The 21,761-nt window shown below is 52.0% G+C and carries 25 protein-coding genes; 14 read left to right on the top strand and 11 right to left on the bottom strand.

Features of this window, described 5'->3' with window-relative positions:
* Position 1: 1 nt before the first annotated feature.
* Positions 2-958, top strand: a complete 957-nt coding sequence (paoD, locus tag ACRCWW_RS12465) for a molybdenum cofactor insertion chaperone PaoD (RefSeq protein ID WP_438682690.1) — start codon at positions 2-4, stop codon at positions 956-958.
* Complete coding sequence (locus ACRCWW_RS12460) at positions 937-1,491, top strand: nucleotidyltransferase family protein (RefSeq protein WP_438682689.1); 555 nt, start codon at positions 937-939, stop codon at positions 1,489-1,491. Before paoD ends, ACRCWW_RS12460 begins: the two co-directional genes overlap by 22 nt.
* 139 nt (positions 1,492-1,630) lie before the next feature.
* On the opposite strand, the gene ACRCWW_RS12455 is transcribed toward ACRCWW_RS12460, so the two are convergent.
* Positions 1,631-2,641, bottom strand: a complete 1,011-nt coding sequence (locus ACRCWW_RS12455; RefSeq protein WP_438682700.1) for an alpha/beta hydrolase — start codon at positions 2,639-2,641, stop codon at positions 1,631-1,633.
* A gap of 289 nt (positions 2,642-2,930) precedes the next feature.
* On the opposite strand from ACRCWW_RS12455, the gene ACRCWW_RS12450 reads away from it, so the two are divergent.
* From ACRCWW_RS12450 to ACRCWW_RS12420, 7 genes are all read left to right on the top strand, one after another.
* Complete coding sequence (locus tag ACRCWW_RS12450) at positions 2,931-4,097, top strand: aldo/keto reductase (protein ID WP_438682688.1); 1,167 nt, start codon at positions 2,931-2,933, stop codon at positions 4,095-4,097.
* A gap of 14 nt (positions 4,098-4,111) precedes the next feature.
* Positions 4,112-4,792, top strand: a complete 681-nt coding sequence (locus ACRCWW_RS12445) for a heavy metal response regulator transcription factor (RefSeq protein ID WP_438682687.1) — start codon at positions 4,112-4,114, stop codon at positions 4,790-4,792.
* 14 nt (positions 4,793-4,806) lie between these two features.
* On the top strand, positions 4,807-6,264 hold the full coding sequence (locus ACRCWW_RS12440; protein ID WP_438682686.1) for a heavy metal sensor histidine kinase: 1,458 nt from the start codon (positions 4,807-4,809) through the stop codon (positions 6,262-6,264).
* Positions 6,265-6,328: 64 nt separating this feature from the next.
* Positions 6,329-6,808: a (R)-mandelonitrile lyase gene (locus tag ACRCWW_RS12435; RefSeq protein ID WP_438682685.1), complete on the top strand. Its 480-nt coding sequence runs from the start codon at positions 6,329-6,331 to the stop codon at positions 6,806-6,808.
* Entirely contained in the window at positions 6,786-7,544 is a 759-nt protein-coding gene (locus ACRCWW_RS12430) for a carboxymuconolactone decarboxylase family protein (protein ID WP_438682684.1), read from the top strand. The genes ACRCWW_RS12435 and ACRCWW_RS12430 overlap by 23 nt, the downstream gene beginning before the upstream one ends.
* 12 nt (positions 7,545-7,556) lie before the next feature.
* Complete coding sequence (locus ACRCWW_RS12425) at positions 7,557-8,141, top strand: flavodoxin (protein ID WP_438682683.1); 585 nt, start codon at positions 7,557-7,559, stop codon at positions 8,139-8,141.
* A gap of 107 nt (positions 8,142-8,248) precedes the next feature.
* Positions 8,249-9,313: an alpha/beta hydrolase gene (locus ACRCWW_RS12420; RefSeq protein ID WP_438682682.1), complete on the top strand. Its 1,065-nt coding sequence runs from the start codon at positions 8,249-8,251 to the stop codon at positions 9,311-9,313.
* 52 nt (positions 9,314-9,365) lie between these two features.
* Here ACRCWW_RS12420 and ACRCWW_RS12415 read toward each other — a convergent pair whose 3' ends face one another.
* Entirely contained in the window at positions 9,366-10,238 is an 873-nt protein-coding gene (locus tag ACRCWW_RS12415; protein ID WP_046876685.1) for an aldo/keto reductase, read from the bottom strand.
* A gap of 219 nt (positions 10,239-10,457) precedes the next feature.
* Between ACRCWW_RS12415 and ACRCWW_RS12410 the strand changes: the two genes are divergently transcribed.
* The gene (locus ACRCWW_RS12410) at positions 10,458-11,357 is read left to right on the top strand and encodes a LysR family transcriptional regulator (RefSeq protein ID WP_023320386.1); all 900 of its coding nucleotides are present in this window, start codon (positions 10,458-10,460) and stop codon (positions 11,355-11,357) included.
* An 87-nt stretch (positions 11,358-11,444) separates the two neighbouring features.
* On the opposite strand, the gene ACRCWW_RS12405 is transcribed toward ACRCWW_RS12410, so the two are convergent.
* The 4 genes from ACRCWW_RS12405 to ACRCWW_RS12390 all read right to left on the bottom strand — a co-directional run bounded on the left by ACRCWW_RS12405 (position 11,445) and on the right by ACRCWW_RS12390 (position 15,023).
* Positions 11,445-12,236 carry a carboxymuconolactone decarboxylase family protein gene (locus tag ACRCWW_RS12405; RefSeq protein ID WP_438682681.1) on the bottom strand — a complete coding sequence of 264 codons (792 nt, stop codon included), beginning with the start codon at positions 12,234-12,236 and terminating at the stop codon, positions 11,445-11,447.
* 24 nt (positions 12,237-12,260) lie between these two features.
* Positions 12,261-12,614, bottom strand: a complete 354-nt coding sequence (locus ACRCWW_RS12400) for a cyclophilin-like fold protein (RefSeq protein ID WP_438682680.1) — start codon at positions 12,612-12,614, stop codon at positions 12,261-12,263.
* Positions 12,615-12,833: 219 nt separating this feature from the next.
* Positions 12,834-13,883 (bottom strand): NAD(P)-dependent alcohol dehydrogenase, encoded by a 1,050-nt coding sequence (locus ACRCWW_RS12395; protein WP_438682679.1) that lies wholly within the window; start codon positions 13,881-13,883, stop codon positions 12,834-12,836.
* A 243-nt stretch (positions 13,884-14,126) separates the two neighbouring features.
* Positions 14,127-15,023, bottom strand: a complete 897-nt coding sequence (locus ACRCWW_RS12390; protein ID WP_438682678.1) for a LysR substrate-binding domain-containing protein — start codon at positions 15,021-15,023, stop codon at positions 14,127-14,129.
* Positions 15,024-15,160: 137 nt separating this feature from the next.
* On the opposite strand from ACRCWW_RS12390, the gene ACRCWW_RS12385 reads away from it, so the two are divergent.
* Genes ACRCWW_RS12385 through ACRCWW_RS12375 form a run of 3 tightly spaced genes read left to right on the top strand, consistent with a single transcriptional unit; the run spans position 15,161 to position 17,073 of the window.
* Entirely contained in the window at positions 15,161-15,475 is a 315-nt protein-coding gene (locus ACRCWW_RS12385; protein WP_438682677.1) for a superoxide dismutase, read from the top strand.
* A 2-nt stretch (positions 15,476-15,477) separates the two neighbouring features.
* Positions 15,478-16,035, top strand: a complete 558-nt coding sequence (locus ACRCWW_RS12380; RefSeq protein ID WP_090085111.1) for an NAD(P)H-dependent oxidoreductase — start codon at positions 15,478-15,480, stop codon at positions 16,033-16,035.
* 18 nt (positions 16,036-16,053) lie between these two features.
* Complete coding sequence (locus ACRCWW_RS12375) at positions 16,054-17,073, top strand: aldo/keto reductase (RefSeq protein WP_438682676.1); 1,020 nt, start codon at positions 16,054-16,056, stop codon at positions 17,071-17,073.
* Between the two features lie 42 nt (positions 17,074-17,115).
* Here the strand turns inward: ACRCWW_RS12375 and ACRCWW_RS12370 are convergent, their stop codons facing one another.
* On the bottom strand, positions 17,116-17,331 hold the full coding sequence (locus ACRCWW_RS12370; RefSeq protein ID WP_438682701.1) for a hypothetical protein: 216 nt from the start codon (positions 17,329-17,331) through the stop codon (positions 17,116-17,118).
* On the opposite strand from ACRCWW_RS12370, the gene ACRCWW_RS12365 reads away from it, so the two are divergent.
* A complete protein-coding gene (locus tag ACRCWW_RS12365) occupies positions 17,263-17,805 on the top strand; it encodes an NAD(P)H-dependent oxidoreductase (RefSeq protein WP_438682699.1) in 543 nt (180 codons plus the stop codon). The genes ACRCWW_RS12370 and ACRCWW_RS12365 overlap by 69 nt on opposite strands.
* A 172-nt stretch (positions 17,806-17,977) precedes the next feature.
* Here the strand turns inward: ACRCWW_RS12365 and ACRCWW_RS12360 are convergent, their stop codons facing one another.
* From ACRCWW_RS12360 to ACRCWW_RS12345, 4 genes are all read right to left on the bottom strand, one after another.
* Entirely contained in the window at positions 17,978-18,406 is a 429-nt protein-coding gene (locus ACRCWW_RS12360; protein ID WP_438682675.1) for a cyclophilin-like fold protein, read from the bottom strand.
* Positions 18,407-18,473: 67 nt separating this feature from the next.
* Positions 18,474-19,517 (bottom strand): alpha/beta hydrolase, encoded by a 1,044-nt coding sequence (locus ACRCWW_RS12355; RefSeq protein WP_438682674.1) that lies wholly within the window; start codon positions 19,515-19,517, stop codon positions 18,474-18,476.
* An 85-nt stretch (positions 19,518-19,602) separates the two neighbouring features.
* On the bottom strand, positions 19,603-20,811 hold the full coding sequence (locus tag ACRCWW_RS12350) for an MFS transporter (RefSeq protein ID WP_438682673.1): 1,209 nt from the start codon (positions 20,809-20,811) through the stop codon (positions 19,603-19,605).
* Between the two features lie 198 nt (positions 20,812-21,009).
* A complete protein-coding gene (locus ACRCWW_RS12345) occupies positions 21,010-21,747 on the bottom strand; it encodes an SDR family oxidoreductase (protein ID WP_136086370.1) in 738 nt (245 codons plus the stop codon).
* Positions 21,748-21,761 lie beyond the last annotated feature (14 nt).

The raw sequence follows: 21,761 nt of genomic DNA, 5'->3' as shown, positions 1-21,761 counted from the left end.
AATGTCATACTCGCTTTTTGACAAAGACGAGCACTGGCATAAGCCAGAACAGGCGTTTCTCACCGATGACCGCCGGGCCATTCTGCGCTTCGCCGTAGAAGCGCTAATGTCCGGTAAAGCCGCGGTGCTGGTGACGCTGGTGGAGATACGCGGCGGCGCGGCTCGTCCGCTCGGAGCACAGATGGTGGTACGCGAAGATGGCCGCTACTGCGGTTTTGTCTCCGGCGGCTGCGTGGAGGCCGCTGCCGCTTTTGAAGCGCTGGAGGTGATGGGCTCTGGCCGCGATCGCGAAATTCGCTATGGCGAAGGTTCGCCGTGGTTCGACATTGTTTTGCCCTGCGGCGGTGGGATCACGCTGACACTCCATAAGCTGCGCTCGGCACAGCCCCTGCTCGCCGTGCTTAACCGCCTGGAACAGAGAAAACCGGCGGGTCTGCGCTACGATCCGCAAGCACAATCGCTGGTGTGCCTGCCCACGCAAACCCGAACGGGCTGGGATCTCAATGGCTTTGAGGTGGGGTTCAGGCCATGCGTCAGGCTGATGATTTACGGACGTTCTCTTGAGGCGCAGGCAACCGCGAGCCTTGCAGCAGCCACAGGCTATGACAGCCATACCTTCGATCTTTTTCCGGCCTCAGCCAGCGCTCAGATTGATGCCGATACGGCGGTCATTTTGCTGTGCCACGATCTCAACCGGGAGCTGCCGGTGTTGCAGGCCGCGCGCGAGGCGAAACCCTTTTATCTCGGCGCATTGGGCAGCTATCGAACCCACACTTTGCGTCTGCAAAAACTCCATGAGCTCGGATGGTCCAGGGAGGAGACAGCGCAAATCCAGGCACCCGTCGGGATATTCCCCAAAGCCCGGGATGCGCATACTCTGGCACTCTCCGTACTGGCAGAAGTCGCCTCTGTACGTCTCCATCAGGAGGAGGACTCATGCCAGCCCCCGTCGTCCTGATCCTTGCGGCCGGGCGTGGGGAGCGCTTTCTCGCCTCCGGAGGCAGTACCCATAAATTAGCCGCATTGCTCAACGGCAAGCCGGTTTTAGAACATGTGCTGGAAGCCGTCGAAACCGCAAACCTGAGAGGGCATCTGGTCTGCCCTGAAGGCGGAACGTGCGGCATGGGTGAGTCTATTGCGCTTGGCGTTGAGGCCACACTTCAGGCCCCGGGATGGCTGATTCTGCCCGCCGACCTGCCCTTAATTCAGCCATCATCATTGCAGCGCGTCGCCGCAGAGCTTGAAGAAAATTCGCTCGTGGTGCCTCACTACCAGCAGTATTCGGGCCATCCGGTAGGATTCCGGCAGGAACACCGTGCTGAATTACTCGCCCTTTCTGGTGATTCAGGGGCAAAAGAAATAGTGAGACGCGCACGACTTCGGGGAGAGGCTAAAGATATTTTCCTGTCGGATTATGGTATCACTCACGATATCGATACCCTGGCAGATTTACAGGCAGCGCAAAGGTTAACTGACCTGTCGCGTGCTTAATGTCCAACACATTCCGGAGCGGGCCTATGAATTTCATTCATAAAGCCTATCCATTCAGACCGGGTTATCTTCTCCTCACCATCCGTTATTCTCAACATGTTGGCCAGCGTTCATTGCTGGCCAACATGACTGCGGAAAATTAAATATTTTTATCGAAGAAGACGTCTAACTTTTGCAAAGCCTTATCAACGTATTCAGGCACCCAGTACGTCTCAATATGAGTAGCACCCTCGATCAGGAAGAGTTCTTTGTCCTTAGTACCGGTGGCTTTAGCGAACGCATCTTCAGTCATATAGAGCGTATCGGCTTTTGTACCGGCGATCATTAGCAGGGGTTTATTGATGAGAGTGATATGGTCCGTGACGTCAAAGCTCATCAAATCCAGCAGACTGCTGGTGGTGTATTTAAACGTAGAGTTCGGGTGTGCATGGGTTTTCCAGTAGTACTCATAGCCCTGGCGATATAAGGCAAAAGGTAATTTAGCGATCTGCTCATCAGTCAGATTGGCATCACCGGAGTAAAGCACTTCTCCCCCGGAGGCTTCCTGAGCACGTGCGTCAGAAGCCTGCTGAAGACGCTGCTGGATAGTATCCAGCTGTGAATTCTGAAAACCGTTGCGGCGCACAAGACCTGAATTAAACATGCTGATGGTTGCAATCGATTTGAATCGTTTGTCAGTCTCGGCAGCAACGAGTGAATAACCGCCGCCGCCACAAATACCCAGCAGACCAAGACGGGTAGTATCTACACCGGGATACTGGCTGATGTAGTCAGCCATGCCATGGATATCCTCAATGCGATTAGCGGGTTTATCCACGCTGCGAGGCATCCCACCGCTGGCCCCCTGATAAGCCGCGTCGGCGGTAATCGTGATGTAGCCCTGCTCGGCGAGACGCTGGGCATATAACCCGGCGACCTGTTCTTTTACGCCGCCATTAGGATGTGCAACCACCACAGCAGGATATTTTTTGGCGGGATCGTAGTTAGCAGGGGTATAGACATTCGCAGCAATCTGGATGCCATGCAGATCATATTTCACAGGATGAATGTTGACCTTGCCTTTGACGTTCTCAGTGATGGCCCCGTCATAGGCGAGTGTGAAGGGATTTTTTTTGTAATCAGCCGCATTGACTGAAGTCACTCCGGCCATTGCCGTGAGCAATATTGCACTTAACAGATTGAATTTCATGGTCTCTCCCGATGAGTACTGGCCTGGTTATTCAGGCTCGCGGAATCAAATTTGCAGGCTCAGATTAGGGAGTAAGGGCTGTCAGCATCGTGACAGGGAAATAACATTTTTGTCAGGGAACAGACTGGGATGGGGAAACATTTCTGACAACGCTGTCAGGTAGCCGTCAGCTTTATGTTGGCAATCAGAAGGCAGAATGGTCCCGCTAAAATGCGATTCATGTTCAATTTTCGGATAAAAGGAGCGATTAATGAAAAGCCAGAATGACCCAGCGATGCCAGCGCGGCGCAAGCTATTAGTCGCCGGGGCCGGTGTTGCCGCCGCCTCGCTGATTCCCCATGTATCGGCTGCGAGCCAATCCTCTCAGGTCGATTCGTCCAGACAATCCGACCATCGCCCTGCTGCTCCGGGCAAGCGTAAACTCGGGAAGCTGGAAGTTTCTGCCATCGGTCTGGGCGTGCAGAACATGAGTCGCAAATACGACACCTCCGTTCCCTGGCGTCCCGAGATGATCAATGTTATCCACCGGGCATTTGATGAAGGGGTAACGTTCTTCGACGCTGCTGAAGCCTACGGCCCGTTTGAAGTCGAAAAAATTCTCGGGGAAGGCGTCGCCCCGTTCAGGGACAAAATCGTTATCGCCACCAAGTTTGGCTGGAACATTGACCAACTGACGGGTAAGCGTCTGCCGGGCCTTAACAGCAGACCTGAGCATATCCGACAGGTCGTCGACAATATGCTCAAACGCCTGCGTACCGATCGCATCGACTTACTGTATCAACACCGGGTTGATCCGCAGATCCCTATCGAAGATGTCGCCGGTGTGGTGAAAGATTTAATGGATCAGGGGAAAGTCCTGCACTGGGGTCTGTCTGAAATGGGCATCAATACGTTGAGACGCGCTCATGCGGCATTACCCGTTACCGCCGTGCAAAGTGAATACTCCATGCTCTGGCGTGGCCCTGAAAAGCAGGTATTTCCGGTGTGTGAAGAGCTGGGCATTGGGTTCGTACCATGGAGCCCACTCGGCGTGCAATTTTTAACGGGCTGGATTGATGAGAATACCCGGTTCGCTGCCGGTGATTTCCGCGCGACAGAAACGCGTTTCACGCCTGAAAACTTGCCACACAACTTACAGCTGGTTGAACTACTGAAATCCTGGGCAATACGAAAAAATGCGGCACCGGGACAGATTGCTCTGGCATGGATCCTGGCGCGTAAACCGTGGATTGTTCCCATTCCTGGCACCACCAATAAAGACCATATGCTGCAAAACACAGCGGCTACCGGCGTGTCGCTGACTTCCGCCGAGATGACCGAGCTCACCCGCTCACTGGACGCCATTACTATCCAGGGTCAACGTCTGCCGGATACCGTGCAGGTTTATTCCGATGTTGAAGCACCCATGAAAAGTTAAGAGGAAGTCCCGTTATGCGTCTGTTGTTAGTCGAAGATGAAGAAAAAACGTCAACCTATCTCTCCCGTGCACTGGGTGAGTCAGGGTTTACGGTAGATGTCTCTGCAGATGGCGCTGAAGGACTTCATTACGCGCTGGAGTTCGACTACGACGCGATAATCCTTGATGTGATGTTGCCTGGAATGGATGGCTATCGGGTACTTGAGGGTGTCCGAGCAGCCAAACAAACGCCGGTGCTGATGCTCTCGGCACGGGGATCGGTCGATGAACGCGTTAAAGGACTTCGTCTTGGCGCAGATGATTACCTCCCCAAGCCCTTCTCTCTCATCGAACTGGTGGCGCGTATTCAGGCACTGGTGCGTCGCCGCGCGACGGATGGCGCAGATATCACCCAACTAAAAATCCACGATCTGCATCTCGACCTGTTGGCTCGCCGCGTATTCCGCGCCGGAACGAGACTGGAACTAACCGCAAAAGAGTTTTCCCTGTTAAGCCTTCTGTCCCGGCATCAGGGGAAGATTCTGTCAAAGATGATGATTGCGGAGCAAATATGGGACATGAATTTTGACAGCGATGCCAACGTGGTTGAAGTCGCCATTAAACGACTTCGGGCCAAAGTGGATGCCCCGTTCGATATCAAACTGCTGCATACCGTTCGTGGCATGGGTTATGTCCTTGAAGTGCGGTCCGAATAAATGAAGGGATAAGCATGCCTAAGCGTTCCATCTCCGTTCACCTGGCGCTGATGTTTGCCCTATCCGCGCTGCTGATTGTGTCAATTATCGGCATCCTGTTAAGAAGTTCCCTGCATGACTCTTTGCAAAAGCAGATGCACAACGAGCTGCTATTCCGGGAATCATTAATGAGTCCGTGGATCACCGCGCGAACCTCGGCTGACGGCTGGTCGACGCTGGCCAATAAATTCACCGTGTTAACCAATTCAGAAGGTGAACGCGTTCGCTACTGGATAGTGAGCGATAACCCACGCTTTAGCATGGGGGGAACACCACCGGTGGGCGTTCAGTGGTCTTCTTTACAGGAAGGCTTTAATAAAGTGCCCGGCGCATCAGAAGGTGCCTGCTCGCTGTTCCTGTTAGTGAAAACGATCTCCGCCAACGGTGAAAGGCCTGAGCTGCGCTATGTGGTTGCCATCGACTCCACGCCGTACATGGGCACACTCGATGCGTTCACGCGTACATTGCTGATCATTACCGCACTGGGCGTCGTGATTGTCGCCTTACTGGGATACATCGTTTCAAGGATCGGTCTTCGTCCCGTTAGGGCGCTCAGTAAACAGGCCCGGCGACTCGCTCCCGGGGACCATGGTCAGCGCCTTAATACCGAAGCATTACCTGACGAATTACAGCAGTTAGCATCATCTTTTAATGGCGTGCTGGAACGGCAAGAGGTCGCCTGGCGGCAGCTCGAAAGCTTTAATGCCGATGTTGCGCATGAACTCCGGACTCCGCTGACTAACCTGATTGGCCAGACGCAGCTGGGCCTCGCGCGCCGACGTTCACATGATGAACTGGAAGAGTTACTGGGTTCCAATCTGGAAGAACTTGAACGCATGACGGCTATCGTTAACGACATGCTGTTCCTGTCCCATGCCCATGCGGGTGAACATGCGTCCCAGCTTACGCAGGTCTCCCTGCGGGAAGAAACCCTGAAAACAGCGGAGTATGTAGAGCCTTCTTTTGCTGAAAAACAGCTTTCTCTTGATGTAGAGGGAGATGTCACCGCACACATCGACCGACGACTGTTCCACCGCTCACTGGCCAATTTACTGGAAAATAGCGCAAGACACTCACCCTCCAACAGCACGGTTACGGTGCGGTTAAGCGAAACAGGTCATCAAGCCTGTGTTGAAGTTTCTAACCTGGGCGATCCGATAGCACCAGAGCACTTACACCGGCTTTTCGAGCGGTTCTATCGCGTAGACACCTCCCGGGCGAGAAGTGATACCCATCATGGGCTGGGCCTGTCGATCGTGCGTGCTGTTGCCATTATGCACCGGGGAGATGTCTTTGCCCGTAGTGAAGGTGGCATCAATACATTTGGCCTCAACTTTGCGATCCTGGCGGATAACACGTCGAGCAACGCTCACTCCGGCGCTGAGCCGGGCACCGGGTTAACTGACAGAATTGTCAGGGGGGCGTCAGCCTGACGTCATTACCCCCTCGATAAAATCATGGCAGGCAATTCCCTCTTCATTGATAAGGACGCTTTGCATGATCGGACATTTACGTTACCTCGGGCTGTTACTGCCCCTCTTCACATGTTCATCCTGGGCAGCGGAGCAAAATCCTGCTGTCTATATCGCCCCCGCAGGAAGTCAGAACGCTGTGTATGGGCCTGCAGAAAACTTTACCGGTCGCGTCCGCGTTGATCCTCTCTTCACGCCAGATAACGACATCCCGGTTTCCGGAGCTTATGTCACCTTTGAACCTGGGGCACGTTCCGCCTGGCATACGCATCCGGCAGGTCAGCGGCTAATTGTGACCTCGGGCGTTGGACTCACCCAACAAGAAGGCCAGCCGGTGCAGGTTATCCGCGCCGGTGACATTGTCTCTTGCCCGGAGGGCGTCAAACACTGGCACGGGGCGGCACCCGGCAGCGCGATGACGCATCTGGCGATAACCGGGATTGTGGATGGCAAAAGCGTTAACTGGAAGGAGTTAGTGACAGATGAACAATACCACGCCCATTAAAGCATTAGCGGCAGCGGTACTGCTGACCTTTGGTTTTGGTCTCGCGGCACATGCTGCGCCCGTCAATAAAGGAGCCTCAGAAATGAACCACGAACAAAGGGTTTCAGATACGCTGTCAGCCAGCCAACAGGCCATCCCGTTGATTGCGGCATCGATGGCCAGTAGCCAGATGGATAAGCTGAATGCAGCCCTGAATCAGGGTCTTGACGCAGAACTCACGATAAACGAAACCAAAGAGATTCTCGTCCAACTTTATGCCTATACGGGCTTCCCTCGTAGCCTGAATGCGCTTAATGAACTGATGAAAGTCGTCGAAGCACGTAAACAACGTGGTATCAAAGACGTTGAGGGTAAAGAACCGGTTGCCCCGATCCCTGTAGGGGATGAGCTTCGCCGTGTCGGTACGGCAAACCAGACAAAAATCTCAGGCGCTCCTGTCCAGGGCCCGCTGTTTGATTTTGCCCCGGTCATTAACCAGTTCCTGCAAACGCATCTTTTCGGCGACATTTTCGCCCGCGATAACCTCGACTGGCAAAGCCGCGAGCTGGCAACGGTTGGCGCATTAGCAGCCACGCCGGGCGTTGAGGCTCAGCTGTTGTCGCATACCCGAGCCAGCATGCGGGTCGGCCTGACGGCAGCGCAGCTGCGCCAGCTGGCGCAGGTTCTGCGTGAACATGGCGAAAGTGATGCAGCAACGCGAGCTGAAAAGGCGCTCCAACAGGCACTCGCAAACTAACAGGAGCTGGCTATGGAGCACGATCCCAACCGCAGAATGTTGATCACCGCGCTTGCCGGACTGACGCTGGCGAACGTCTCCCTGGCATCGGCGGCCACCGGAAACGCAAACGTGCAGGGTAAAAGCCATGTTCTGGTGGCGTACTTTTCCCGCAGCGGAAATACACGAGTCATTGCGGGCGTCATTCACCGCAACCTGAATACCGATCTGTTTGAAATCGAACCGGCTACGCCTTACCCAGAAGACTATTTTCAGACCGTTGAACAGGCGAAAAATGAGCGTGAGCGGGGAGTCAAACCGGCATTGAAAAATAGCATCGCAGATATCTCACGCTACGAGACCCTGTATTTAGGCTTTCCGATCTGGGGGACCAGCGTGCCGCCTGTAGTGCAAACATTTCTCAGCAGCCACAACCTTGCGGGCAAGTTAATCATCCCCTTCATTACTCACGGTGGCTACGGTAAAGGAGACAGCGACGACATCCTTACCCGTCTTGCCCCGACTGCACGTCGGGAAAAACCGCTGGTCATTGAATGCGACCAGGAGCGAAGAACCACTGAAACGGTCACCAGTTGGTTAGAGACAATACGCATTTAATCGTCCGCATTCATGAGTCTGCCAAATAAGGGCAATCAGGGGTGCTAAATAATTAACGCTGACTACTCAGATATGATTGAACGGCAAACATAACAGAGGATGTAATCTTGAAGACAATCTTAAAAACGCTGGCCATCTGCGTAATGGCGGGTGGCCTGGTGGCTCAGTCGGTCTATGCCGAGCCGCTGGTCATTCAGGAACAAGGAAGCTTTTCTGCTGGTGGCACTATCATCACCGCACCAGGAACATTTGACGCGAAAAAGCCGCTGGATTCAGCTGGCCAAACCTGGCATGGCGATCATGCTTCAGTGTTCTACCAAATTCCGGAGAATCCGCATAAATACCCTATCGTCATGCTGCACGGCGCGGGTCAGTTCTCCCGTACCTGGGAAAGTACCCCGGATGGTCGCGAAGGGTTCCAGAATATATTCCTGCGTCGCGGGTTCTCAACTTATCTTGTCGATCAGCCGCGTCGGGGCAGCGCCGGACGCACGACTGTAGAAGGTACTGTTACGCCAAAACCGGATGAACAAATGTGGTTCAATCAGTTCCGCGTTGGCGTGTGGCCAGAGTATTTTAAAGGCGTTCAGTTCTCTCACGACAAAGAAGCGTTGAACCAGTATTTCCGTCAGATGACCCCGAACACCGGGCCGTTTGATATCAATGTCATCTCTGATGCGATGTCTGCAGTAGTGGATAAATCCGGCCCCGCTATCCTCTTCACCCACTCTCAGGGTGGCGGACCAGGCTGGTACACGGCGATGAAAAATGACAAGGTCAAAGCCATTGTCGCCTTCGAGCCTGGCAGCAGCTTTGTCTTCCCGGAGAAAGAGCTCCCAGCCCCTATGCCAAGCGCGTTTGACACGCTGAAGGGTGAGCCGGTGCCGATGGAGCAGTTTATGGCTCTGACCAAAATCCCGATTCTGATTATTTACGGCGATAACATACCGGATAAGCCTGTCGCCATGCCCGCGCAGGACAGCTGGCGAGTACGTCTGGCGATGGCGCGTGAGTGGCGTGACGTGGTGAACAAGCATGGCGGGGATGTGACGGTAACGCATTTGCCTGAAGTGGGAATCAAAGGGAATACCCACTTCCCGTTCTCTGATCTCAATAATGTGCAAATTGCTGATTTGGTGAGTCAGTTCCTGAAAGAAAAAAATCTGCAGTAGAAAGAAGTCGTATTGAGCCTTCATTATTGAAGGCTCAGTACCAATATCAGCATTAGCGATCGTGAATTTTCACACCAAGACAGCCACGCACAAATTCAGGGTTAAAGTGCTTCACGGCATCACCAACGTAGCCTAAATCGAGCATGTTAATTTGTTCCATTTCACTCTCAGTCAATGCGAAATCCCAGATGGCAAAGTTCTCTTCAATACGTTCTTGACGGGTGGATTTAGGGATAACAGTGACACCACGCTGCACATTCCAGCGCAGGACAACCTGAGCAACTGTCTTTTTGTGAGTATCAGCAATTCGCTGCAGCATTTCATTTTCATAGGGCTTATGCCTTCCGCCGCCTAAGGGGGCCCATGCTTCCGGCTGAACGTTGTAATACTTCATGGTTTCAAGTGCAGCAGGCTGCGCAAAGTAAGGATGTAATTCAACCTGGTTCACCATTGGCCTGATTCTGACGGTTTCGCAGAAATTTGCTAATACATGAGCATAGAAATTGGACACCCCAATCGCCTTAAGCTTACCGGCATCATAGGCATCTTCCAGCGCACGCCACGCGCTGAAGTAATCACGCATGGCCTGATGCAGCAAATAAAGATCAAAATATTCCAGCCCTGATTTTTCTAACGACGCTTCAATTCCTGCTTTGGCCATATCGTAACTGGCCATGTCCTGTACCCATAGTTTTGAGGTAATAAACAGCTCTTCGCGGCTGCATAACCCTTCGGCAATAGCCTCGCGTACGGCGTCACCAACGGCATCTTCATTACCGTAAACTGCTGCGGTATCGATAAGGCGGTAGCCAGTACGAATAGCAGTCAATACTGACTGTTTACACTCTTCTTTATCTGTTACCTGAAAAACACCAAAACCAGCCATCGGCATTTTCAGGTTATTGTTTAATAATGAATAATTCACTTTTGAATTCCTCTGCCATACCTGAATAATCATTCTAGAATAAAAAGACAGACATGAGTAAGGCGCGAAATCTGATATGACTTATGCACGATTTTCATAAATTACGCCCCAGAAAATCGACCAGCTTAACGCCGTAAATTACCTATCCATTAAGTGCCCCTTCGCTATGCATTACGCTACACTACTCCATCACTTTCTTTTGGCAGTAAGGGGGGCAAGTTGGCACGGGAAAACCTTAATGATTTAATGGCGTTTATAGTCGTCGCGCGTGAAAAGAGCTTTACCAAAGCAGCGGCACATTTAGGCGTTTCACAATCAGCCCTCAGCCATACCATTCGAACCCTCGAATCCCGTCTTGGGATGAAACTTCTGACCCGCACCACGCGCAGTATTTCGTTAACCGATATAGGGCAATCCATGTTCGATGACCTCGGCCCTTATATCGATGGGATCCAGGGGCGATTACAGTCGCTGAAGGACCTCAACAGTAAAGCCGCTGGTACGGTACGTATATCAACGTCAGATTATGCGATTGGCTCTGTCATATGGCCCAAGCTTGAGCCACTACTCAAGGAATACCCGGATATTACTCTGGAGCTGATTGATGACTATGCGCTGACGGATATTGTCTCCGGCCGGTTTGATGCAGGAACGCGGCTCGGTGAGCAAATCTCTAATGGCATGATCTCCGTGCGTATCGGCCCGGATGTGCGCTTTGCCGTCGTCGGTTCTCCTGACTATTTTTCCCGCCACCCTTATCCGCTGCATCCTAACGATCTTATTGATCACAGCTGCATCAATCTTCGGTTTCCCACCCACGGTAATTTGTATGTCTGGGAGTTCGAAAAAGAGGGAAAGAGCCTGAACGTCAAGGTCAGCGGTCAGCTGGTGTTTAGTCGTATCTATCAGAATTTACAGGCTGCCATAGAAGGATATGGGCTGGCACATGTTCCCCGTGATATAGCAGAGAAACAGCTCGCCCGCGGCGAACTGATCAGCGTCCTTGAAGACTGGTGTCCTTACTGGGATGGTTATTACATCTACTACCCGGAAAACAGAAATCATTCGAAAGCTTTCCAGCTCGTTATTGACGCGCTGCGCCACTACAAACATCCCTGAACAGGCCCTGGCAGATGGACGCCCCGCTTTCTGCGCAGAAAAAAGCCAGCACCTGAACAGGTGCTGGCTTATCCGACTCGTCATCCGTCAGGCGTGATTCCTGCCTGTAAATACCTCTTTAAATACGGGTAAGGCTGAGAAAATGTTTGGCCAGCCCGCCACAAAGGCCAGCTGTGTCAAGACCTCTGAGGCCTGAGTCTGGGTCAAACCATTATCCATCGCCCGATTAAGATGATACGGCACTTGCGCCACTTGCCCGGCGGTAACCAGTGCGCTAACCGTTACCAGGCTTCGGTCCCGTGGCGCCAGACCCGGCCGCAGCCATAGGTCCAGGAATAGTGCATCCGTGGTGTATTTCACGACCCCCGGTGATACCTTGCCAAAGTTTGACTCAACCATCGTGGCACGTTGGTTTTCCGACGCTTTATCCAGAGGCAGGAAATCCACTTTATCCCCTGGCAAGGATGCCGTATCGATATGGCGGTGCGCAAAGACGTTGCGGGCAACCAGCGCCGCAGAGGTGGCGTTTGGCCAGCCAGCATAAAATGCCAGATGGGTAATAACCTCGGAGATTTCAGCGGGCTTCACGCCGCTATCCAGCGCCACGTTAAGGTAGTGCGGAAGCTCAGCCGTATCATTCCGGCTGATGAGTGCTGCAATCGTGACCAGGCTGCGGTCGCGACGTGACAACTCCGGACGATTCCAGAGATCTTTTTCAATAAATCGTTCAGCATACGCAGCCATAGCGGGTGCGACTTCAGCAACGGCGCCATGTGTATCTTTTTGTGTCATTTTCAAACTCCTGTTTTGCGTGGTTTGGGAAACGCATCCGCTCATCAATAACAGAGAAAGAATCGCCAGAAATGTCCTGCTTATCATTCATTTTCTCCCGCCGAGTGACGATTATTCCGTCAACAGTTCAAATCTGGCGCTGTAGGCATCAGGGTGGACGGGCAATGCATCTGGCTCATCTAATTGCCCAAGTTTCATTAAGCCAGACACATAGCTATGGGATTTATAAAAAATAGCCAGATTTCCCCAGGGCGCATAAAGGGTTATATCGCCTTTTTTTGCTGACGTTCCTTCGGGTGAACCTTCGGTGGTCAACCGGGAAGGTAAGTCACTTATTTTCTCCTCCCCGGCATAATCTTTCAGTTGCAACGTAAGCGGTAATAAGGCCGCAAATTCTCGGCTCGCAGGAGAGTTATTCAGGGTCGCGATAAGGGTTTTATCGTTAAGTATGATATTTATCTTCATTACATTTTCCTCTGTATTCCGCGCGCTCGCCGTAGCCGAAAACATGAATATCAGACCCAATATGCCCCATCCTGAAAATCTGGAAAATACACGTTGATTTTTTGAATAAATAAACATGAGGAGCCACTCGGACGACATCAATTGCGACTGTTTTTAAAAAAGACGCAGAGGCGTTGTGAAAGCGGTAGCCAACGCGCGCTACCGCCTGTGTTTTTGCGTTTATTCTGCGCTCAGCGAGGCCATATCAATGACGAAGCGGTGGGCCATGTCTCCCTGTGCAAGGCGAGCGAAAGCATCGTTGATCTGATCGATATTAATCATTTCGCACTCAGGATAGACATCGTGCTTCGCGCAGAAATCCAGGACTTCCTGGGTTTCCGCAATGCCGCCGATCAGCGAACCCGCAACGCGACGGCGACCCATGATCAAAGGAACCGTGAGCGGTTCATCCATCAGACCAACCTGGCCGACAATGACTAACGAGCCATCAATATCCAATAACGGGGTATAGATATTCAGGTCATGCTTAACGGATGCTGTATCAATAATTAAATCGAATGCACAGGCTGAATCCTGCAATGCCTGCGGATCGGAAGAAGGTAAAATGCCTTTCGCACCCAGCGCCCTTGCCTCTTCCTCTTTGTTCTGATTGCGGCTGATGACGGTCACCTCGGCCCCCATCGCCACGGCCAGCTTAACCGCCATATGGCCCAGGCCACCTAATCCGATCACGCCAACGCGACTTCCCGAGCCCACATTCCAGGTACGCAACGGAGAGAAGGTGGTGATACCAGCACAAAGGATCGGCGCGGTCTTTGCCAGATCCATATTTTCCGGCACGCGCAGGACAAACTCTTCGCGTACGACAATATGTTTGGCGTATCCGCCCTGAGTGATTTCGCCGCTCAAGCGATCAGGTGCGCCATAGGTAGGCGTCATCCCGTTACGACAGAATTGCTCTTCGCCATGCTCACACTGATCGCAGTGCAGACAGCTATCCACCATGCAGCCAACGGCGACATGATCGCCTGGATGATATTTTTTGACATTCTGCCCCACGGACGTGACGACCCCCACAATTTCGTGGCCCGGGATCAACGGGTAAGGCTGCGGGCCCCAGTCTCCGTTGACCGTATGCAGATCTGAGTGGCAAACGCCGCAATAAAGAATTTCAATGGCGACATCGTTTTCACGTAAATCGCGACGTTCAAAATGATAAGGAACCAGTTTCGCGTCGGCAGCGTGCGCTGCATAACCAACCGTTTTCATTAATACCTCATGTTCTTTTTCAATTTCAGAATCAGAAAAGCCCCCGATTAGCGCGTGCAATTAACCAGCAAGCGATGCGAAGAGTATTTGTCAAAACGTACATAACGGTAACAACAACGACTTTCTCTGGACAACAACGCAGTTCTGATATCAGTAATGAACAAAATTAATGAATCCCACAGGGGACCATAAACGTCTACTACATTAACAGCACTGTAATTAGCAGTGAGTTTCTGGTTTTTATCAGGCTGTTGTGGCTATCAGAAAATCGATCAGGGTTTTGACTCTTTTGATGTTGCCAGCATTTTTCGGATAATAGAGATAAACGGGCGGATATGTTTTCCAATAGTTTTCCATTACCGGTATAAATTGCTCCTGATCGGGCTGTAACTGATATACAGGTTCAAACAAGCGTCCAATCCCCAACCCGTTACGAATACCATCTGCCATGACGTCAATATCATTGCTGATTAACTGCCCTGGCATCTCAATAGTCAACTGCTCCCCGTTATCATTCAGGATCAACGGGAGGATACGGTTGTTGGTAATAAAACGATAGCCAATAAGCCGGTGATGGATGAGATCGGCTGGCTCCTCAGGCCTTCCATACTCGGAGAGATAAGCTGAAGAAGCATATAATCCTTCACGAAATGGTTTCATCAATGGGCGAGCCACCACCCCGCCTTCCAGAATATCGCCAAAGCGAATCCCCAGGTCAAAACGTTCCTCAATGATATTTACGGTGCCATCGTTGACCGAAATTTCCAACTGAATCCTCGGATATTGCTGACAGAATGCCGCCATCACCGGTTTAAGAATGAGCAGGTAGGCAAAGCGCGAGAGCGTAATTCTCAGCGTCCCGGAAGGTTGTTGATTCTGGTCGCGGATACTTTCCAGTGACCTTTCCAGCGTATCCACCGCTGCGACGGTTTGCTCTAGCAACTGTTGTCCGGTTTCAGTCAGCTCAATTCGCCGGGTGGTGCGTACAAAAAGCGGATGACCAATGTGCACCTCCAGCAGCCTGAGCGCATTGCTGACAGACGGCGGCGTGATTTCAAGCTTCCTCGCGGCTGCCGAAATATTGCCTTCGCGCGCAATGCTCTGAAAGATGCGTATCTGATTATAAAGAGCGTTATTCATAGCATATCCTTAAGCAAAGTACGCCTGATTATTAAGTACAGGCTAAATATTCTTAAGTCAATGACCGCCTAATCTTTGCCATCACAGGCACGTATACTTTTGTCTCTTCCTGCTGATAACTGTTTCTGGAGACAATCATGCGAATTTTATGTCTCGATATCCCCGCGCCTGACGTAACGCTGGAACGTTATGCACCCCACCTTACCGCGGAAGCCTTGCATGCATGGGAGCTGTACAAATCTGGCTTCATTCGCGACATCTATTTCCGTCAGGACAGACCAGGCGTCGCCATTTTCCTTGAGTGCGACACTGTTGATGAGGCCAATCGGGTTATGGCCAAATTTCCGCTGGCGATGGCGGGATTATTAACCTTCGAATGTATTCCACTTGGATCGTTCATTAGCTGGGAAAATCTCTTCTCTACAGAATTTAAAAATCAGGAGAAAGAATGAGAATACCTAATATCCTTATCGTTTCCGGGCATCCGAATCTCAACCATTCCATCGCTAACGCCACCATCCTCGATGAGGTTGCGACCGCCCTGCCTGCTGCTGAAATCCGTCGTCTGGACTGGCTCTATCCAGACGGAAAAATCAACCTCGACGAAGAACAGAAAAGCCTGCTAAAGGCCGATGTGATTGTCTGGCAGTTTCCTTTTTCGTGGTATGGACTACCAGGGCTGATGAAACAGTGGCTGGATGAGGTTTTTGTTCACGGCTTCGCACACGGCTCAACGGCTAAACTGGGAGGTAAAAAGCTGCTTCTATCCTTCACCACCGGAGCTCCGCAGGCAGCGTATACCCCTGACGGTTTCTTTGGCCACACCGTCGAAGATTACCTCATCCCGTTCGCCACCACGGCCAGGCTGTGCCAGCTTAAGATGCTACCTCCGCTTTACACCTGCGGTATCAGCTACGCTGACCGGGATGACGATAAGATAGCCCAACAAAAAACTCTGGCCCGTGAGCATGCCTCCAGACTTATCGCACTGCTTAACGCTATTCATGAATAAACAAAAGGGGAAATGAAGATGCTGTATACCCAGCTCGGTCAAAGTGACTTAATGGTCTCCCGCATTTGCATGGGGTGTATGGGGTTTGGCGATCCTTCCACAGGCCAGCATCGCTGGACACTGGACGAAACTGAAAGCAGGAAAATCATCCGCTATGCGCTTGAGAAGGGCATCAATTTTTACGATACCGCCATCGCTTATCAGAACGGATCGAGCGAACGTTACGTAGGCCGCGCGCTGCGTGATATGGCAAAACGCGAAGATATTGTGCTTGCAACTAAGTTTCTGCCGCGAACACCAGAGCAAATTGACCAGGGTATCACCGGAAAGCAGGCGATAATGCGCTCGCTTGATCAGAGCCTGCAGAATCTCGGTATGGACTACATAGACCTCTATATCAATCACATCTGGGATTACAACACCCCAATTGTCGAAGTGCTTGAAGCTCTGCATGCCGCTGTCACTGCGGGCAAAGTACGCGCTATTGGTATTTCTAATTGCTATGCATGGCAGTTGGCAAAGGCAAACGCACTCGCCGCACGCGAAGGGCTAACCCCCTTTGTTTCTGTACAAAGTCACTACAACCTGATTATGCGTGAAGATGAACGAGAACTCTTCGGGCTATGCGCTGAAGACGGTATCGCGTTAACACCTTATAGCGCTCTGGCCAGTGGGCGACTGGCGCGTCTTGAAGGCCACACGCTGCGAGCCGCTGAGGATGATTATGCGCGTGGGAAGTACGACAACACGGTCGATCAGGATTGGAAAATTATAGAGAGGGTGGCTGAGCTTGCAGAGCAATATCACGTTTCAATGACTGAAATCTCTCTCGCATGGCTGCTTACAAAAGTTACTTCTCCTGTCGTCGGCGCGACGAAAAAACATCATGTTGACGGTGCGGTAAACGCCGTAAATCTTCAGTTGAAACCTGAGGAAATTGGGTATCTGGAGGAGTCCTACCAACCGCACTTCCTGACAGGAATCATGGCACAAAACACCCCGCAGACCAAAGACATTAAACAGGTATGGACGAGGTAGAAATTAATCAGTTTGGTGAAACCCAATGGGAGGAAGGATGATTTATAACCCAGCGGCAAAGTGTCCGGCCACATTCTCGGGGATCGCATCATCAGCGTCAACATCAGCCCATATATAGCCAGAAGAGGTTTTATGAAGTGGATAAACTTTCGCAGGGCAGCGGCATGCGCTCTGTTTACCATTAGCTGCTTGATACCCATCAGTCACGCGCAGAATCGCGATAAGACCACAATTAAAACGCTTGTTATTGTTTCTCACCCGTATCCTGAGCGTTCGGTGTTGACGAAAGGACTGCAAGAGGCAGCAGAAAGCGTGGAAGGCGTGACGGTCCGCAATCTGGAGAGCCTGTATGGTTTTGACACTCGTCGCATCAATGGCGATACAGAGCGGCAATTGATGCGTGAACACACACGTGTTGTCTTTCTGTTCCCCACTCACTGGTTCAATATTACGCCGATGATGAAAGCCTGGCTGAATGAAACCTGGGGTAGCGTAGGGCCCGGTCTGTGGCAGGGAAAAGAGATGTTGATGGTCAGTACGGCGGCGGGCGGCGCCTCCACGTACGGTCCTGATGGTAGGATTGGGGTGACGCTTGCGGATGTATTTTTACCCATGAAGGCCAGCGCTCTGCATGCGGGCATGACGTGGCTTTCGCCATTGGTCTTTGAGAGCGCCAGTAATGACCGACTGCCATCTTACCAAAGTCAACTGATCGAGCGTCTTAAACAGTAATGGACCGAACGTAAACATTAATTTCAGTATCAGGATTATCGTGAAAAAGAGTCTCATGCTTTTAATTTGCATGCTAATAAGCAGTCCTGTCTTTGCAAAAAATCCTGACATGCAGGATAAGACAGTGATGAATATCTTTGAGATTAGCGTCAGGCCCTAATTGAATAACGGATCAATGTGCCATTTCAAATGTCACATCAATATTACCCGTATGTCTGAAAATCCCCACTCCAGAGTGGATACGGCCCACCTTCTGAAGATTACCGATCCGTTCATTGTTCTGTTCGTACATGATGACGAAGCTGTGGCGTGGTGCCCAGTAAACAATATCGCCCACTTTATAACCGCTGGTTTTCGTTTCGTTTGCCGGCAGCGCATCCGGGAACCGGTAGCACATTTCACGTCCGTATAAATCTTCCATGGGCAGCGTCAGCGGGAAACGAGAGACCAGCGCCCGAGTGGTGGCATTGTCATAAAACGTTGCCGTCATTACCTGGTCACCCGCCGTGATCTTGACCCGGATGCCTTCAGCCTCGGCCCCCACAGATGAGAATGACACAGCCGTCAGGGAGGCCAGAGCAAACATGACTGGTTTGAACATAAAACTCTCCGTTATTTTTATCTTTTCAGGAATAACGGCACTGCAACAGTGCCGTTCAAATAGCGCATTATTTATCTGTTTTCAGATGGGTGTTAAAGAATGAGACCAGCTTGTCCCACGGGATGAGTTCAGTGCGGTCATACAGGTCGATACGGTTAGCCCCCTTAATCTCCACCAGCTCTTTCGGCTCTGCGGCCATTTTGTAAGCGGTATCGGTATAGGTGCGGGATGGTGCAGCATCACCCACGACAAAGAGTATTGGTCGCGGCGAAATAGACTCGATATCGATAAACGGATGGAAGTTCATGAATTTAGCATAGGTTGCTGGCGTTGAGCGGCGATCGTTGGATGTCACCTTGCCGCGCTCCGTCTGATAAAAGTCATTAGACTCTTTACCTTCGATGAACACCGGATCGTTTTGCCCCGGACCATAAACGGGTTGGCCGGTTTCAGCGGTTTTGTAGCGTTGTTCTGCGGCAATCGCCAGGTCCTTGTTTCTCATCTCCACGGTCCGCTCATGGTTCAGACCGGTACGGAAATATTCACCCATGTCGTACATGCTGACGGTGGCGAGCGCCTTGATGCGGGGATCCATTTTTGTCGCGGCGATGGCAAAGCCGCCGCTACCGCAGATACCTATCACGCCAATTTTTTCACGATCCACAAATGCGCGCGTTCCGAGGAAATCAACTGCAGCGCTGAAGTTTTCTGCATAGACATCAGGCAGCACAGCCCCTCGCGGCGTACCTGCACTCTCCCCCCAGAAAGACTGGTCGAAGGACAGCGCAACAAAACCGGCTTCCGCCATTTTGGTTGCGTAGAGGTTAGCTGCCTGCTGTCTAACTGCTGCAAAAGGATGGCCGACAATAAGGGCGTCATATTTTTTACCGGCTTCCATAGTGCGGGGAGTAAATAACGTGCCGGTAACTTCCATACCGTAAATATTTTTGAATTTTACGATTTCAGTTTTCACCTTATCGCTTTGATAGAAATTATCCGCACCGTGAGACATATCCGCCGCGACGGCAGTGTTTGCCCCCATACCCAGAGCGACGCTGAGTATCGTCAGTGCGGCCAGGGTTTTCAATTTCCCTTTTGAATGCAATTTCATATTACCTCCTGAATTAAATAACGGTGTTTAGACAAACGGAGTGAAAAATCCGGAGAACAATAAACCTCCGGACAGCAGGACCTATTCAGGCCGGATTTTGTTGACTCTGGTCCGGGCGTTTTAACAGCAGGAATGCCACCACAGCGGTTGACAGCACTGTCAGCGCGCCAGCCAGGAATATCGCGTTCAGTCCCAGGTGGCTCCCTATCCAGCCGAGCGCAGGACTGCCGATCGCCATCGCTACGTCAAGAAATGCTGTGTAGATGCCCATCACCATGCCGCGGTTCTGGGGTATTGAACCACTGATGGCTTCAATACCGAGGCCCGGGTAAACCAGTGAGTAGCCAAAACCGGCTAAGGCAGCACCTATCGTCGCAATCAGGGACGTACCTGCAAGCCATATCAGGAACAGCCCGGCGGCCTGAACGAGCACAAAAATCAACGCAATACGTGCGCCACCAAAGCGATCTGGCAGATGGCCAGCAACGGTTCGGGCAACAATCAGCGCAACGCCAAAGGCAGTGAATGCCATCCAGACGGGCTGCCAGTTCATGGCGCTGTAATACAGTGAGCTGAAGGCCAGAATGGTGCAGTACCCCGTGCTGGCCAACGCAGCGCCCAGCCCCGGTAACCAGACGGCGTGCATGGCTGAGCCAAAATTTGCCTGCGCGGCATGCGGATGGGGCGCAACCGCGGGCATGCGTGCAAGATACGCCAGTACCAGCAGCGGAAGCAGGAACGTCAGCAGTGCGATCGCCTCAAAGCCGAAAGCATCAAATAACATTGTGCCTACCGGCCCGCCCAGAGCCATAGCGGCAAACATCGCGGTACCCACCCAGGCGATAACCTTACCTGCATGCTCCTTATCCACGAGGGCCAGACCCCATGCCACTGCGCCGGTAATGATGAAGCTTTCCGCCCCGCCAAGGATCGCGCGCCCGGCAAGCAATACACCCACAGACAGTACCGGCATGCCGACGAGCCAGAGCGACACCTGGTACAGTAGTCCTGAAACGGCAGCAGCGATGAGCCCGGCCACCACCCCCTTTTTGGGGCCGCGCCTGTCTGAATAACTCCCGGACCACACCCGGGAAATCAGCGATGCCGCAAACTGTGCCCCGGCGACCAGGCCCACGATAAACGTCCCGAAGCCCAGGTCATTTTTGACATGCAGCGGCAGGACGGGCAGTGCCACACCGATAATAATAAAGCCGACCAGTACCGCAGCCATTACCGGCATCAGCGCTGAGACAACACCGACACCGGACTTAGTGTGAGAATGTTTTACAGGCATTTAATGCAGCCTCTTACCTTTTAATGAACAGAATGTCGTTTACGTATTTCGTTTTTAGGGCACGATGTGGCCCGCAGAAAATTCGGGTTTGAATTTCCTGAGTTCAAAGATGTGTTATTTGGTCCTACTCTTTTTATTTCCAGATGATATAAACCATCCGGAAATAATGCAGGCGTCAGCTACCCGCCTGTTGATGGTTTAATAAACCTGCACGGTTGGCCGGAAAAGTATTTCGTTAACATCCACGTCGTCAGGCTGGCTGATGGCAAATGCAACGACCCGCGCAAAAGCCTCTGCCGGGATCGCATTCTCGTAGGTTTTCGACATACCTTTCGCAATATCTTCGTCGGTGATGGTTTTAGTCAGTTCGGTATCTACCGCGCCGGGAGAAACAATAGTTGTGCGGATATTCCAGGGCTTCACTTCCTGACGCAGGCCTTCTGAAATAGCCCGTACGGCCCATTTGGTACCGGCATAGACAGCACCGCCGGGCCCAACTTTGTGTCCGGCTACTGATGACACGTTGATAAATTGTCCGGACTTCTGGGCTTTCATATACGGCAGAGCGGCGGCAATACCGTAAAGTACGCCCTTAATGTTCACGTCGATCATCCGGTCCCATTCATCCACCTTCAGCTTGTCGAGCATGGAACTCGGCATTAAGCCGGCGTTATTGATGATGACGTCAATACGGCCGTGCAACTCTACCGCCCGGTCAACAAGGGACTGGACCTGTGCGCGGTCCGTCACGTCGGTGCGCAGTACTGCTTTGGTATCCAGCCCCAGTTCGCCGGCAAGTTGCTCGAGTTTCTCCATACGGCGTGCGCCCAGAACAACTTTTGCGCCCAGCCTCGTCAGGTGTCGGGCTGTTTCTGCCCCCAGACCGCTGCTGGCACCAGTGATGACGATGATTTTGTTTTCGATACCCTGAGACATACTGTCCTCCTGTA

It is taken from the genome of Scandinavium sp., assembly GCF_051650185.1.
In the GTDB taxonomy this organism is placed as follows: domain Bacteria; phylum Pseudomonadota; class Gammaproteobacteria; order Enterobacterales; family Enterobacteriaceae; genus Scandinavium.
The sequence above is the reverse complement of the archived record's forward strand: the minus strand, read 5'-3'. Positions and strand labels throughout refer to the sequence as shown.